This window comes from Mesorhizobium sp. B2-4-18 (assembly GCF_006441385.1).
GTDB lineage: Bacteria > Pseudomonadota > Alphaproteobacteria > Rhizobiales > Rhizobiaceae > Mesorhizobium > Mesorhizobium australicum.
In genome coordinates this window covers 1-14875 of the sequence record NZ_VFUW01000003.1, presented here as the reverse complement: position 1 = coordinate 14875, position 14875 = coordinate 1, and the positions used below count along the sequence as shown (strand labels likewise).

The 14875-nt window shown below is 62.8% G+C and carries 13 protein-coding genes; 8 read left to right on the top strand and 5 right to left on the bottom strand.

The genetic code is table 11. The features are described 5' to 3' along the window. Nucleotides 1-61: 61 nt before the first annotated feature. Both FJ527_RS07130 and FJ527_RS07125 read right to left on the bottom strand, forming a co-directional pair. Nucleotides 62-1222, bottom strand: a complete 1161-nt coding sequence (locus FJ527_RS07130; RefSeq protein WP_015315444.1) for a patatin-like phospholipase family protein — start codon at nucleotides 1220-1222, stop codon at nucleotides 62-64. Continuing rightward, complete coding sequence (locus tag FJ527_RS07125; protein ID WP_140616765.1) at nucleotides 1215-2003, bottom strand: acetoacetate decarboxylase; 789 nt, start codon at nucleotides 2001-2003, stop codon at nucleotides 1215-1217. The genes FJ527_RS07130 and FJ527_RS07125 overlap by 8 nt, the downstream gene beginning before the upstream one ends. A gap of 244 nt (nucleotides 2004-2247) precedes the next feature. On the opposite strand from FJ527_RS07125, the gene FJ527_RS07120 reads away from it, so the two are divergent. Together FJ527_RS07120 and FJ527_RS07115 are read left to right on the top strand one after the other, a co-directional pair. After that, complete coding sequence (locus FJ527_RS07120; protein ID WP_140822428.1) at nucleotides 2248-3036, top strand: 3-hydroxybutyrate dehydrogenase; 789 nt, start codon at nucleotides 2248-2250, stop codon at nucleotides 3034-3036. A 66-nt stretch (nucleotides 3037-3102) separates the two neighbouring features. Then, entirely contained in the window at nucleotides 3103-3882 is a 780-nt protein-coding gene (locus FJ527_RS07115; protein WP_140616767.1) for a phosphodiesterase, read from the top strand. On the opposite strand, the gene FJ527_RS07110 is transcribed toward FJ527_RS07115, so the two are convergent. Further along, nucleotides 3869-4768: a hypothetical protein gene (locus FJ527_RS07110; RefSeq protein WP_246677692.1), complete on the bottom strand. Its 900-nt coding sequence runs from the start codon at nucleotides 4766-4768 to the stop codon at nucleotides 3869-3871. The genes FJ527_RS07115 and FJ527_RS07110 overlap by 14 nt on opposite strands. Before the next feature lie 206 nt (nucleotides 4769-4974). Here FJ527_RS07110 and FJ527_RS07105 point away from each other — a divergent pair, with 206 nt between their 5' ends. After that, complete coding sequence (locus FJ527_RS07105) at nucleotides 4975-5970, top strand: hypothetical protein (protein WP_140822426.1); 996 nt, start codon at nucleotides 4975-4977, stop codon at nucleotides 5968-5970. Nucleotides 5971-5990: 20 nt separating this feature from the next. Next, on the top strand, nucleotides 5991-7964 hold the full coding sequence (locus tag FJ527_RS07100; protein ID WP_140822424.1) for a tripartite tricarboxylate transporter permease: 1974 nt from the start codon (nucleotides 5991-5993) through the stop codon (nucleotides 7962-7964). On the opposite strand, the gene FJ527_RS07095 is transcribed toward FJ527_RS07100, so the two are convergent. Further along, nucleotides 7961-9433, bottom strand: coding sequence for a class I adenylate-forming enzyme family protein (locus FJ527_RS07095; RefSeq protein ID WP_140822422.1), 1473 nt, complete (start codon nucleotides 9431-9433; stop codon nucleotides 7961-7963). The two genes, FJ527_RS07100 and FJ527_RS07095, sit on opposite strands and share 4 nt — an antisense overlap. Beyond that, a complete protein-coding gene (locus tag FJ527_RS07090; RefSeq protein WP_140616771.1) occupies nucleotides 9430-10485 on the bottom strand; it encodes an acyl carrier protein in 1056 nt (351 codons plus the stop codon). The genes FJ527_RS07095 and FJ527_RS07090 overlap by 4 nt, the downstream gene beginning before the upstream one ends. A gap of 283 nt (nucleotides 10486-10768) precedes the next feature. On the opposite strand from FJ527_RS07090, the gene FJ527_RS07085 reads away from it, so the two are divergent. The 4 genes from FJ527_RS07085 to FJ527_RS07070 form a co-directional block, all read left to right on the top strand. Next, the gene (locus FJ527_RS07085) at nucleotides 10769-12097 is read left to right on the top strand and encodes an NAD(P)H-dependent oxidoreductase (protein WP_140662917.1); all 1329 of its coding nucleotides are present in this window, start codon (nucleotides 10769-10771) and stop codon (nucleotides 12095-12097) included. Between the two features lie 2 nt (nucleotides 12098-12099). Next, complete coding sequence (locus tag FJ527_RS07080) at nucleotides 12100-13128, top strand: thiamine pyrophosphate-dependent dehydrogenase E1 component subunit alpha (protein WP_140616772.1); 1029 nt, start codon at nucleotides 12100-12102, stop codon at nucleotides 13126-13128. Continuing rightward, nucleotides 13128-14126: an alpha-ketoacid dehydrogenase subunit beta gene (locus FJ527_RS07075; RefSeq protein WP_015315455.1), complete on the top strand. Its 999-nt coding sequence runs from the start codon at nucleotides 13128-13130 to the stop codon at nucleotides 14124-14126. The genes FJ527_RS07080 and FJ527_RS07075 overlap by 1 nt, the downstream gene beginning before the upstream one ends. 3 nt (nucleotides 14127-14129) lie before the next feature. After that, nucleotides 14130-14875 (top strand): E3 binding domain-containing protein (locus FJ527_RS07070; RefSeq protein ID WP_140822420.1); only part of this gene is annotated, 746 nt, incomplete at its 3' end.

The window sequence follows — 14875 nt, the reverse complement described above, 5'->3', positions numbered from 1 at the left end:
CAAAATAGACAGCTAGAGCGGCTCTGCGTTCCGAGGAAACGGAGAACCGCTCTTGGGTCGCTCAGGTCGGATCTTCGCGATGCAGGTCGTGGATGGTGACGCCGTCGGCATTGGTCGGCAGCATCAGCCATTTCTTGTGACGCAGCGTGCGCTCGGTGTCCTCGAGGCCCATCTCCCAATGCTCGCGCATCGAGGTGCCCGAAAACTCATAGTCCTTGGCGTGGCCCTCATAGCCTTTGTGCTGGTAGATCAGGTGGACGATGTTGACGACGCCGGCGTTGGAATAGTCGGCGATCAACTCCTGCTCGCCTTCCCTTAGCTGCTCCGACGGCACGCGCTTCAGCGCATCGAGCAGCTTCATCTTCAGCGCATGGATGCGCTCGAAATTGTCGGTGTTCTGCCGCGTGCGGCTCGAATACATGATGTCCTTGTGGCGCGACAGCACGTCGGCCATGCCGCGCGGCAGCACGCCGCGGGCGCTGAACAGATCGACCTGGAAGACCAGCGAGGAACGGTCCTCTTCCTGGTCGAGCAGGTATTGCAGCGGCGTGTTGGAGACGATGCCACCATCCCAATAGTACTCGCCCTCGATACGGATCGAAGGAAAGGCCGGCGGCAGCGCGCCGCTGGCCATGATGTGCTCCGGCTCGATACGCACCTTCTCGGTGTCGAAATAGACGAAGTTACCGGTCCTGACATTGACCGCGCCGACGCTCAGCCGCTTCTTGCCGTCGTTCAGCACGTCGAAGTCGATCAGGCTCTCCAGCGTGTCCTTCAATTCGGCGGTGTCGTAGAAGCTGGTGGCGCCTTCGGCGCCCGACAGCTGGAACCAGGGATTGGGATTGCGCGGCTTGAAGAAGCCGGGCTGGCCCATCGTCATCGTCATCAACGACGAGGTCTGGTTGCGGATATCGCGGTAGATGTCGCCTTCGGGCGTATAGGACCAGATCTTGCGGCCGGAAATCGTCTGCCAGAACTGTTCCAGCCGCTGCAGCCGGCGGCTCGGCTCGTTGCCTGCGATGATCGCGGCATTGATGGCGCCGATGGAGACGCCGGATAGCCAGGTCGGCTCGCAGCCGGCATCGGCCAGCGCCTGATAGACCCCGGCCTGATAGGCGCCGAGCGCGCCGCCGCCCTGAAAGACCAGCGCGATGCGGTCATACTGCGCCGTGATTTCCTCGATGGTGGCGACGGCTGCCTTGTTGCGGTTACGATCAAGCACTGACTTTCTCCAGCTGGGTTGCGCTGGCAGCGGATCGGCTGTGGTCAGCGAGGTAATCATGCACGACTTCGCCCAGGCCGAGCGTCAGATCGGCCTTGAAGTGAACCGCCGACACGATGTCGAGCACGGGCAGCTTCGCCACGTCGGCCATGACATGGGGCCGCAGGTCGAGCGCAGCGGGCGCCGTCCACGCTTCCTTCAGCGTGATATCGGTGAGGTAGTAGCGGACCAGCTCGCAGATGCGCGGCGTGCCGTCGACATGGGGGATGATCTTGATCAGGAAATTGGGGGCGGCGAGCGAGGCGAGCACCTGGTCATGATCAGCCTCACGATGCTTGTAGCCCATCGTGCCGGTGGCGCACAGAACGCTGCCATAGTGCAGCGTGCCGACGATCACCTCGCCTTCATGGACGATCTTGGGATTGGCGAGTTTCTTTGGAAACCCCCACAGCTCGCGACCGCCGGCAATCGGCGCGTCATCGTCGAGATACATCGAATGGACGTAGCCGCCATGCTGGCCCTTGTAGCGCACGGGAATGACCTGACCGGTCTCGGTATAGTCGCCGAAGCCGGTGGAGTCCGGCATGCGGATGAATTCGTACTTGACCAGCGGCTCGTCGATTTCCAGCGGCGCCGGCACGACGGCCTCGAGCGCCTCGCGTGTCGTGCGATAGGTGATGATGATGTATTCGCGGTCGAAGAAGCGATAGGGACCCGGCGGGAACGAGGGATTGGTGAGCGGCATCGCATAGGCGCGCTTCACGACATCGGCGATTTCCATGCTGGTGCCCCAAGGTTCTGTCGGACGAATTCGTTCAGGAAGGACCGCGCGAATGCGCAACGGTTATGTTGCACGGCACCATGACAGTGCCGTGTCAGCCTAACGACCATGGTTTCCGAACCGGGCGAGGATAAGCAGGCGTTGTCGTCTGGCTGTAATCGCATCGACACATGGCTCTGCCATTGTCATGCTGCGACGCACAATTATATCGTCATGTTCCCTCCCACCTCGCGCGAGATCTCCCATGGGTTCCCTGTCTTCGAAGAATGCCCTCGTCACCGGCTCGACCAGCGGTATCGGCCTGGCAATCGCCCGCGCCTTTGCCGCCGAGGGCGCCAACGTCACCATCAACGGTCTTGGCGATGCTGCCGCCATCGAGCGGGAGCGCGCCGGCATCGAGAAGGATTTCGGCGTCAAGTGCCGCTATTCCGATGCCAACATGATGGATGGCGCCGCGGTCACCGCCATGATCCATGACGCGGAAGAGGCGCTCGGCAGCCTCGACATACTGGTCAACAATGCCGGCATCCAGCATGTGGCGCCGATCGAGGAGTTTCCCGACGACAAATGGGAAGCCATCATCCGCATCAACCTTTTGGCCGCCTTCTACGCCATCAAGGCGGTGGTGCCCGGCATGAAGGCACGCAAATGGGGCCGCATCATCAACACGGCTTCCGCGCACGCGCTGGTCGCCTCGCCGTTCAAGTCGGCCTATGTCTCGGCCAAGCACGGCATATCAGGCCTGACCAAGACGGTGGCGCTGGAAGTCGCGCGGGACGGCATCACCGTGAACGCGATCGCGCCTGGCTATGTCTGGACGCCGCTGGTCGAAAAGCAGATCCCCGACACGATGAAGGCGCGCGGCATGACCGAGGAACAGGTCAAGCACGACGTGCTGCTGGCCGCGCAGCCGACCAAGGAATTCGTTACTGTCGAAGAGCTTGCGGCACTGGCATTGTTCCTGTGCTCGGATGCGGCCAGGCAGATCACCGGCACGACGTTACCGATGGATGGCGGCTGGACGGCACAGTAAAATTGGTCGAAACATGCCGCCTTCAGGCCAACGCCAGGGCGCCGGCAGGAAGGCAGTGCGCGGCCCATGAAAATCATCCAGCTCTCCGATCCGCATCTGATGCCGCCGGGTGGCCTTCTCTACGGTTCCGATCCGCTCGCGCGGCTGGAAGCCTGCCTGGCGGATATCGGCAGGAACCATGCCGATGCCGACCTGGTGGTGATATCAGGCGACCTGAGCAATGATGGCGAGCGCGCGGCCTATGCGGCGTTGCGAGGGGCGCTGGCGCGGTTCGTGCCGCCTTGCCGGCTGATGCTCGGCAACCACGACGACAGGGCGCTTTTTCTCGAAATGTTCCCGGAAGCGCCGGCCGAGCGCGGGTTTGTCCAGAGCGTTTTCGATGGCGGCGATGGCCGCCTGATCCTGCTCGACACGCTGGACAGCGGACATGTCGAGGGCAGGCTGTGCGCGGCCCGTCTCGACTGGCTGGACGAGAAGCTGCACGAAGCGCGCGACAGGCCGGTCTTCCTCTTCATGCACCACCCGCCGTTCCGCATTCACATGCCGGTGCTCGACGAGGTCAGGCTCGCCGACGCCGATGCCTTCCATGACATTCTCCGGCGCCACGGCAATGTCGGCCACATCTTTGCCGGCCATGTCCACAGGCTGATCGCCGGCAGCTGGCGCGGCATACCGGTCAGCACGCTGCGCAGCACCAATCATCAGAGCGCCCTCGATTTTTCGGACAGCTGGCGGCTGGGCCACGAGCCGCCCGCCTATGCCGTCATCTTCATCGATGCGGATGGAGTGGTCGTCCATTTCCACGATTTTGAGACGGGCCGGCCCGAGCCGGTCAAGGATCCTTGACGAGGCGGCTTTCGCCGCCGCCAAGATGGGTCTCCCATACATAATCGGAGATCAGCCGCCGATACTGTGGGGTCATGACCAATTTTCTGTGCGAGGCGCCGCCGACGTGGAAAAAGGCGCCGCCCAGCATCCGATGGTCCGCTTCCATCCCATCAACATCGAGATCGGCTGCCGTCTTTTGCGCATCGGAAACATCGTTCTCGCCAAGTCCGCGATACAGCAGGCTCCAGTTTCCGCCGCCGGTGTCCATTCCGCTGACAAAACGCGGTGTGAAGTCCAGGTCCAGTCCTTGCACGGCGCTGAAGCGGAAGAAGCAGAACCCAGCCCACATGAACCAGGCCTCGGGGTCCGCTTGCGCTGGGCGCTTTGAGCCGTGGACGATTTTTCCCTCCATCGTCGCGGCGATGTCCACGGGGACGGTCGGAAAGCAGTCGTGATCCAGAAATCCGAAAAGCTCCGGCCGCAAAGGCCGAACGATGTTGTGGAAGATCCAGTTCATGGATATCCCGTGCGATCGGTTGGGATGGCTCTCCCGGTTCCGGGGCAGACCGAAATAAGCGATTTTTCGCGCCCGGCAGATGTCCGCGATACGCACCCTTGCCGATCGATCGGATGAATTGTCGATGACCACCAGCGTCATCCCAGAGGAATACAATTGCCAGGCTCGGGTGAGCGCATCGATGACCCAGGGCGTATTGAAGGCTATGACAAAGCAGAAGCGTCGGGAACCGGTTTGCAGCAGCTCCTCGGCGAATTTCAGGCCTTCGGGAACGCCGCGCCCGCGAAAATCACGCTCAATCAAGGCGTTGCGAAAAGCCTTGGCCTTTCTGACAGGCCAGTTGTGGTTCAGCAGATCAACAAGGCCCTTGGCCGGCTTCCAGCTCATTACAAACTTCGCCATTGCTCCAAATCGGATGCATGCTCCCATAAGGCGAAGCTCATCTTCCCACAACCCCGGCCTTGAACCGCGAATTTTTGCGACCACCGGCTTGTCGTACACGCATGCTGTATTTCAACCTGATCTGGTCGCGGGCGCTATCAATCGCGACATCGTAGCGCTAAAACGCCATCCGGGTTCTGCACGGGGTTGATATGTTGGTTGCGATCTTCCGCGCATTGCGCGCCATTCCCTTCGTTGCCGCCAGCATTGCCTTTGCCACGGGCGCCCGGGCGCAAGCGGTCGAATTCAAGACAATCACGATCAAGGTCGGCTATGGCCCCGGCGGGGGCTATGACCAGACATCGCGGCTGATCGCTCGCCACTTCGGCCGGTTCCTTCCCGGCAATCCGGATATAGTCGTCCAGAATGTGCCCGGGGGCGGCAGCCTGAAGCTCACCAAGATGGTGTTGGGCAGCGAGCCGGCCGACGGCAGCGTCATCGCTTCCGTCAGCGAAGCCATGTCATATGCGCCGGTGCTCGATCCCCAGAACGCCAATTTCGATCCGCTTGCCCTGCAATGGATTGGCTCGCTCGTCAACGAGCCGGCCTATTGCCTGACGGCCAAGAGTTCCGGCGTCGACACGATGGACAAGTTCCTGCAGTCCGATTTCCTGATTGGGGCGACCGGCAAGAGCAGCGTGACCTATATTTTCGCGGCGCTGGTCAAGAACGGCTTGAAGGCAAAGTTCAAGGTCGTCACCGGCTTTGAAGGCACGGCCGATATCGAACTGGCGATGCAGCGAGGCGAGATCGCCGGAATGTGCGGAGTCTCCAGTTACAACATCTCCGAAAACCGCGACGCGCTCAACCTCATTGGTACCTTCGGCCAAGGCATCGTTGCAGGCCAGGAGAAGTTCACTGCTAGGATCGACGACCCGAAGGTCCGTGAAGCGGCCGCGCTGATCGAGACGGCTTTGCAGTTCCATCATCCGTTGGTTGTCCCGCCGGGCACGCCCAAGGAAACGGTCGAAACGCTGCGCAAGGGATATATGGAGATGGTCAGGGATAAGGCGTTCCTGGCCGACATCGGCAAGCTTAGCGAAATGACCGTCAACGCCACCAGCGGCGAAGACATAAGCCGGCTTGTCTCGGAGCAGTTGAAGGTGGATCCGGATGTGTTCGAGACCGCCAGAAATCTGGTGAAGTAGATTCCCGGCGAGGCTCAACGGTGGATCTGATACTCACCGCCGTCGTCGAGATGGCCCAGCCGTTTCGCATGCTGATGCTGGTGACCGGCGTTTTCGTCGGCCTCGTCGTCGGCGTTGTCCCGGGCATTGGCGGGCTGTTCGCGATGGCCCTGCTCATCCCGATGACCTACAACATGGACGCCTATGCCGCCTTCGCGCTCCTGCTCGGTATGGGATCGGTCAATACCACCTCCGATACGATCCCGGCCATCCTGTTTGGGGTTCCGGGCTCGGTCGGAGCGGCGGCGACGGTGCTCGACGGCCATGCCATGGCCAAGAAAGGCGAAGCCGCGCGCGCCTTCGGCGCCTCCTATTCGGCGTCGATGATTGGCGGCGTGTTCGGCGCTCTGGTGCTTGCCGCGGCTATTCCCATCATGCGACCGCTTGTCCTCTATCTAAAGACGCCGGACTTCTTCGCCATCTGCGCCTTCGGGCTCTCCATCGTCGCGATGCTGGCCGGGAGCCAGCCGCTGAAGGGGCTGGCCGCGGCCATGTTCGGCATGCTCGCTTCATTTGTCGGCATCGATAAGATCGCCGGCATCGACCGGTGGACCTTTGGTGAAATCTATCTCTGGGACGGTCTGCCGGTGGCCCTGGTGTTTCTCGGCCTGTTCGGCCTACCGGAGCTGGCTTCGCTCCTGTTGCGAGGTTCCATCCAGGGCAATGCGGAGCGACCGACTTATGCGGGCATGTGGCAAGGCATCAGGGACACGCTGCGGGAGTGGCCGCTGGTGCTGCGATGCAGCAGCATCGGTTCGCTGCTGGGCGCAGTTCCCGGTGTCGGCATCGCGGTGCTGGACTGGATCGCCTATGGCCATGCGTCACGGCGGCCTGGCTCGGGACCGAAATTCGGCGAAGGCAATGTCAGGGGCGTCATCGCGCCCGAGAGCGCCAACAATGCCAAGGAAGGCGGCTCGCTCATCCCGACCATCGCCTTCGGCGTGCCGGGTTCGGCCTCGATGAGCATCCTGCTCGGCGCCTTTGTCGTCCATGGGCTCATTCCCGGCCCCGACATGCTGGGCAAGAATGCCGCGCTCACCATGTCGATGGTGTTCAGCATCGCCGTGGCAAATATCGTAGGCGCGGTGACCTGCCTTGTGCTGACCCGGCCTCTGGCGCGCGTCGCGCAGGTTCCGGCCGCCATACTGGTGCCGCTGGTGGTCACCTTCATCGTGGTTGGTGCATACCAGACCAATATGAGCGCCTTCGATTTCGCGCTGGTCATCGGCGTCGGCGCCGTCGGCATGGCGATGAAGGAACTCAACTGGCCGCGCTCGGCCTTTTCATTGGGATTCGTGCTCGGCCCGAGCCTCGAGAACTATTTCTTTCTCGCCTATCAGATTTCCGGCTGGTCGTGGCTTGCCCAGCCGCTGGTGCTCATCCTGCTTGGACTGGCCGTGGTCGGTCTCGTCAGGCAGACGCTGTCGTGGATCAGGGCCAGAAATCCCGGCGGGCCGCTGCCCCCCGCGCTGCCCGACATTGTCGCAGGTGCCACCATGACATTGCTGGCGTTCGCGGCGTTGGTGACGGCTGTGACCGGCTTTCCCTTCGAGGCCGCCATTTTCCCGGTCATCACGGCTGGATTCCTGATGGTGTTTTCGCTGGTGACCACAGTGCAGGCGTCGCTGCGATGGCGCAGGCGGGCCACGCCTGTCCTATCCGCGCCTGCCGCGATACCAGGCGAATGGTCTCCGGTTTCGGAACCCACCATGAAAGGCAATCTCGCGATCATCGGCCTTTGCCTGGCCCTCGCCTTTCTCATCCTGTTGGTCGGTCACCTGGCAGCGACCTTCATCTTCGTTGCCGGCAGCATCACGGTGCTTGGGACGAAGTCGAGGCGGTCATCCCTGGTGATCGCTGCCGCCGCGACGGCCTTCGTCTATTCGGTCTTCGACATGCTGGCATCCCAGCCCTGGCCGACTCCGTGGCTCACAGGCATTAGCGGAATTTTCTAAGAACCCTTATGCGGCGCCAGCGTTTCGACCAGTTGGCGGCGTAGCAGCTTGCCGTTGCCGCTGTAAGGCAACGAGGCGACCAGCCTGATCTCGCGCGGCCGCCGGTCGGGCGCGATGTTGGTGCGCATGAAAGCCTGGAATTCCTCGACGGTTCCGCGGTCGGAGACGATGAAGGCGGCGATTTCCTGCCCCATGGTCTCATCTGGAAAGCCGGCCACGGCGACGTCCTGCACCTTGGCATGGGTGCGGATCAGTTTTTCAAGCTCCTGCGGCGCGACACTGACGCCGCCGCGAACGATCATATCGGCCTCCCGATCGACGATCGTGATAAATCCGTCGGCGTCCAGAAATCCGATATCACCGGGGATGCCCCAGTCGGAGCTCATGATCTGCGGATCGACGAACAGGCGGTTGCCGGGCATCAGGACCGCGGATGCCATGGTCGGCGTCCATGCCTTGATCAGCCCGCGCTCACCTTGCGGCAACACGCGGCCATCGGCACCGAGGATTTCGACCTGTGCGCCGGCGACCGGACGGCCGGCGCTTTCGGGCTTTGCCAGAATATCCTCACCCCATAGCGAGGATATGATGCCGGTAAGGCTCGATGAGTAGCTTATCCGGTATCCAGATGAGAGATAGCGGTAGGCAGCGATCTTGTCTTCGCCTCTGGCCGGTCCGCCTACGCTGTAGAGAACGGAAAGTTGGGGAAGCAGGTGGGTTGCGCGTTCGCCCACCTCCTTGACCATCCGGGCAATGACTGATGGCGCCAGCGCCGTGCCGCTTGCCTGGAACGAGAGCAGCGCCTCGATGAGCTCCGAGGGGGTGAACAAGGGAGGAAAGAACCGAACGATTCCCCCGTAAAGCAGATAGCCGAAGACCTGGTGACGCATTGCCGAGTATGACAGGGCCATCGGCGTCAGGAATCGTTTGGCGGTTCCCTCCACCACGCCGCGGCGCGCCGCGATGCGCCTGGCGAGTGCCTCATGCGACTGGGTGTAGGCCTTTGGATCGCCCGTCGTGCCGGACGAAAAGATCAAAAAGGCCGGGGCGGCATCGCTCGCCGGGGGGCGGATGTCGGATCCCGGCGCCGAAGCCGATTTCCAGCCAGCCTCGAAAAGGGCGTTCGGATAGACCTCATCGCCCGGCATGGCGCGGCTTTCAAAAACCATTCTCAGATCGAAGTCGCGGGCCTGCCTGGCTCGCTGACTCCTGGGCGTTCGAAAGTCGACGACAACAGGGGTCGCGCCGATTTTCCAGCAGGCGAGGATCGAAAGGATCACGTCGATGTTGTCGAGCATGGCGAGGCCGACGCGGTCGCCCGGTCGGATGCCCGATGCGCCGAAATTGGCTGCAAGATGTCCGCTCTGCGTCAGGGCCTGGGAATAGGTGATATCAGACCGGCCGCTGACCATCGCGACCTTGTCGCCATGGGCAGCGAAGGCCTCCAGTATCTGCCAACCAAAACTCATTGACGATGCGGGTTTTCGCGTGGGGCCTCGCTTCGGGCGGAGAGGAACGTCAAGATCTCCGCGTCGATCGCGTCCATGTTGGCCTTGCGGAATTTGTTGTGCGTACCCGGCATGACGACCGTTTTCACGCTGGCCTCGTTAGACGCCCAGCCCTTGTAGTCCTTCACGGTGGTGGCTCCCCATTCGGAACTGGCGAGGATGAGGATGTCGCAGGGGTAGGACGAGGGCACAAAACCGGCTGCGGCCTGCAGCAGCGCGCTCTTGTATGCCTTCTTGCGCAGATGGCGCCCCAGGCGTGTCTGTCCGAGACCGACCGCCTTCAGCGTGTCTCGCAACAGGCGCCAGTAGACCACCTTGCGCACGATATCGCGCCGCCTCCTCTCGGTGAGGCGATCGTCGGGCATCGGCTTCAGCCAGGCCGAACCTGGCGATGGCGGATCAATGAGCACGATTGCCGGCCGCTTGCCCGTTGCCTCATGGCTCAGCCGGCCGACCTCGATCGCGAGCAGGCCACCCACGCATATGCCGCCGATGACTTCGGGGTGCCTGCCTGTTACCGAGGTGAAGGCTTCAAAATAGTTGGTGCCAATTTCGGCCATGGTGGAATAGGGCGTCTCGCCGAGTTCCGTGCCCATGCCGCGCACCGCCATGATCGCGTATTTCTCTTTCAGACGCCTGCTGAAGCGATTGGCGAACAAGGCCGAGCCGGTGATGCCGTGGATCATCGCGATCGGCTCCTGGCCGACGCTGCCGGACACCGGCACGATCAGCTCACGGGCCGGATGCTCCGGCACCAGCGATGCGATCAACCGGCCGAATTCCCGCGGTGTCTGCGCTTCGAGCAGGACGGAAGTCTGCAATCTCACGCCGAACCGCTTCTGCACGGCAAGCACCAGAGTCTCCGCCATCAGCGAATCGCCGCCGAGATCGAAGAAATTGTCGTCGAAGCCGACGGCCGGCACCTTCAATTCCGCGGCGAAGATGCCGGCAATCGCATGGGCCGGTCCATCGCCCGGCGGTGGCACAGGTCTAACCCGTTGTTGGACGTTCATCGGAAAAGCCCCTAACCGACGGATGTTCACTGCTAACGCTTTTACGCAGGGTGAGAGCCCCTAACAAGTGTCCTGTGCGCCGCGCGTCGAGCCGCCGCTGGCGTGCTTGTCTCGCCACGGCAACGCGGAAAGTCGCGATTTGCCGGCTCCGCAACGGCCTTTTGTCCAGTTGTGTAAGTGTTGCAAAAGCACGCAGATTTGGACATTAGTCTTGACAGAAATACAGATGTTCAATACCCGTCAGGCAATTGAACAAGCCTGCATTATGGGAGGAATGAGCGGTATGGCGTCCAATGTTTCGTTGACGGGCCTTGCCCGCGATCTCGAGGAACGCGGCAAATCGGGCAAGCCGATCCGGATCGGGCTGATCGGCTCGGGCGAAATGGGAACCGACATCGTCACCCGCGTCGCCCATATGTCGGGCATAGAGATCGGCGCGATCTCCGAGCTGAACCTGCCCGCCGCCAGCAAGGCGGTGGATATCGCCTTCCAGGAAACCGGCCATGCGCGCGAGGTATCGAACGCCTCGGCAATGACGGCCGCCATGGAAGCCGGTAAGGTGGCGGTGACAAACGACGCCAGCCTGGTCATCAACAACGATCTTATCGACGTCGTCATCGATGCCACCGGCGTTCCCGCCGTCGGCGCCGAAATCGGCTTGCGCGCCATGGAGCACGGCAAGCATCTGGTGATGATGAATGTCGAGGCCGACGTCACCATCGGCGCCTATCTCAAGAGCGAGGCCGACCGGCTCGGCGTCACCTATTCGCTCGGCGCCGGCGACGAGCCGTCCTCCTGCATGGAACTGATCGAATTCGTCTCGGCGATGGGCCACCCGATCGTCGCCGCCGGCAAGGGCAAGAACAATCCGCTCAACATCGATGCCACGCCGCCCGCCTATGAGGAGGAGGCCATGCGCCGGCACATGAATGTCCGCATGCTGGTGGAGTTCGTCGACGGCTCCAAGACCATGGTCGAGATGGCGGCGATCGCCAACGCCACCGGGCTGGTGCCCGACAAGGCCGGCATGCATGGCCCGGCCGCGACGCTCGGCGAATTGAACAAGGTGCTGGTGCCGCAGAAGGATGGCGGCGTGCTGTCGAGGGTCGGCGTCGTCGACTATTCGATCGGCAAGGGTGTCGCGCCCGGTGTCTTCGTCGTCGCCGACATGTCGCATCCGCGCATTTCGGAGCGCATGGAAGATTTGAAGATGGGCAAGGGCCCGTACTTCACGTTCCATCGTCCCTATCACCTGACCTCGCTCGAAGTGCCGCTGACCTGCGCCCGCGTCGTGCTCTACGGCAAGGCCGACATGGTGCCGCTGGCCAAGCCGGTAGCCGAAGTGGCCGCCGTGGCCAAGAAGGACATGCAGCCCGGCGAGAAGCTCGATGCGATCGGCGAATATTGCTACCGCGCCTGGATCATGACTGCACCGGAAGCGCATGCCGCGAGGGCCATTCCCTGCGGCCTGCTGCAGGGCGGGTCGGTTACGGCGCCGATCAAGAAGGGTGAGCTCATCACCTACGCCAATGCCGCCCCGGCAGCGGGCTCCAAGATCGCCGAACTGCGCGCCCGTCAGGACAAGCTCGTCTACGGAACCGTGGAGGCGTAACCATGGCCGGAGCCAGCAAAGCCGTCGCGGACAGCCGCGCCAACCTGCCCTTCGTCTATCGCCAGTACAGCGCCGAGCAGCTGAAGCAGGTGCTCTACAAGATGTACCTGATCCGCCGCTTCGAGGAGGGCGCGGAAGAAAGCTACACGCGCGGCCTCATCCACGGCACCATGCATCTGTCGATCGGCCAGGAGGCGAGCGCCATGGGCATCTGCATGCCGCTTGGCGAGGACGACCAGATCACCTCGACCCATCGCGGCCACGGCCACTGCATCGCCAAGGGCGCCGAGGTGAAGCGCATGTTCGCGGAATTCTTCGGCAAGACCACCGGCTATTGCAAGGGCCGCGGCGGTTCGATGCACATCGCCGATGTCGCCAAGGGAAATCTCGGCGCCAATGGCATTGTCGGCGGCGGCATTCCGATCGCCGTCGGCGCCGCGCTCTCCGCCAAGATGATGAAGACCGGCAAGGTTGTCGTCTCCTTCTTCGGCGACGGAGCCAACAATGAAGGCGCCTTCCACGAGGCGCTCAACATGGCGGCGGTCTGGAAACTGCCCGTTATTTTCGTCTGCGAGAACAATGGCTACGGCATGTCGACGTCGACTGCCCGGTCCACCGCGGTCAAGAACATCGCCGACCGCGCCGCCGCCTATTCGATGCCGGGCGTCATCGTCAACGGCAACATCTTCTCCGAGGTCGCCGAGGCTTCGTACAAGGCGGTCGAGCGGGCACGGGCGGGTGAGGGGCCGACGCTGATCGAGTCCAAGACCTATCGCCATCGCGGCCATTCCAAGAGCGACCGCAACCGCTACCGGACCAAGGAAGAAATAGAGGACTGGATGTCGAACCGCGATCCGATCACGCTGTTCGAGAACGAATTGCGGGAATTCGGATTCATCGACGACAAGGGCATCGAAGCCATCCGCGAGGTGGTGGCGCGGGAGATCGCCGACGGCATCGAGTTCGCCAAGGCGAGCCCGTCGCCTGACGTCAGCGAGACCGGCAATTACGTGTATACGGAGCAGGCGTGATGGACGCGATGGTGCGTGAACTGAGCTACGCCCAGGCGATCCAGGAAGCCATGGCGATCGCCATGGACATGGACGAGCGCGTCTTCCTGATGGGCGAGGACATCGGCGTCTATGGCGGCGCCTTCCAGGTGACCGGCGACCTCGTCGATCGTTACGGCGCGGACCGGGTGCTGGACACGCCGATTTCCGAACTGGGCGGTGCGGGGGTCGCTGTCGGCGCCGCGCTGACCGGCATGCGGCCGATCTTCGAATTCCAGTTCTCCGATTTCGCCACGCTGGCGATGGAGCAGATCGTCAACCAGGCTGCCAAGATGCGCTTCATGCTGGGCGGCGAGGTTTCGGTGCCCGTCGTGATGCGCTTTCCCGCCGGCTCCGGTACCGGTGCCGCCGCGCAGCACAGCCAGAGCCTGGAAGCTTGGCTTGGCCACGTGCCGGGCCTGAAGGTTATCCAGCCGGCGACGCCCCATGATGCCAAGGGCATGCTTCTGGCTGCGGTCGCCGATCCCGATCCGGTGATGATCTTCGAGCACAAGCTACTCTACAAGATGAAGGGCCCGGTGCCCGAAGGCTATTACACCGTGCCGATCGGCAAGGCAGATATCCGCCGCGAGGGCCGTGATCTCACCATCGTCGCCACCTCGATCATGGTGCAGAAGGCGCTCGACGCCGCTGCCGCGCTGGAGGCCGAAGGCATCGACGTCGAAGTCGTGGACCTCCGGACCATCCGGCCGATGGACAAGCAGACCGTTATCGACAGCGTCAAGAAGACCTCGCGGCTGATATGCGTCTATGAAGCGGTCAAGACGCTGGGCATCGGCGCCGAGGTCAGCGCCATGATCGCCGAAAGCGAGGCGTTCGACTATCTCGATGCGCCGATCGTGCGGCTGGGCGGTGCGGAAACGCCGATCCCCTACAATCCGGAGCTGGAAAAAGCGACGGTGCCGCAGGTTCCAGACATCGTCACCGCCGCGCGCGACCTCGTCAAAGGGGTTCGCTGATCCATGCCGACCGAAGTCATTCTTCCCAAGGTCGACATGGATATGGCGACCGGACAGATTTCGCGCTGGTTCGCCGAGGAAGGCGCCACGGTCAAGAAGGGCGACGTGCTGTTCGAGATCGAGACCGACAAGGCCGCGATGGAGATCGACGCTCCGGCCAGCGGTGTGTTGCGCGACGTGACCGGCAAGGAAGGAGTCGATATCGCGGTCGGATCGGCGGTGGCTTGGATTTATGCTGACGGCGAGGCTTATAAGGACAAGGCGCCAATCTCACCCCTTGAGGGGGAGATGTCGACGAAGTCGACAGAGGGGGTTGCCTCAGAAGGCACCGCCCTCGCGCTGAGTCCGGTCGAACCGACCCCACCCGACCGGCCCTTGGCCGGCCACCCTCCCCTCGAGGGGGAGGGGAAAACCCGCGCTACACCCTTGGCGCGTCGATTGGCTCGTGAAGCAGGACTGAATCTCTCCGGCATATCAGGGACAGGCCCACATGGCCGCGTCGTAAAGGCGGATATCGATGCGGTACTCTCCTCCCTCCCCGAGAGGGGGGTGTCCGCGAAGCGGACGGAGGGGGTCGCCTCAGGAGGCACCGCTTTTGCGCCGAGCCCCGTCGAAGCGACCCCACCCGACCGGCCTTCGGCCGGCCACCCTCCCCTCAAGGGAGAAGGGGACGTGCTGAAACTGTTCGAGGAAGGCTCCTACGAACTCGTCCCGCACGACAATATGCGCAAGACCATCGCGCGGCGCCT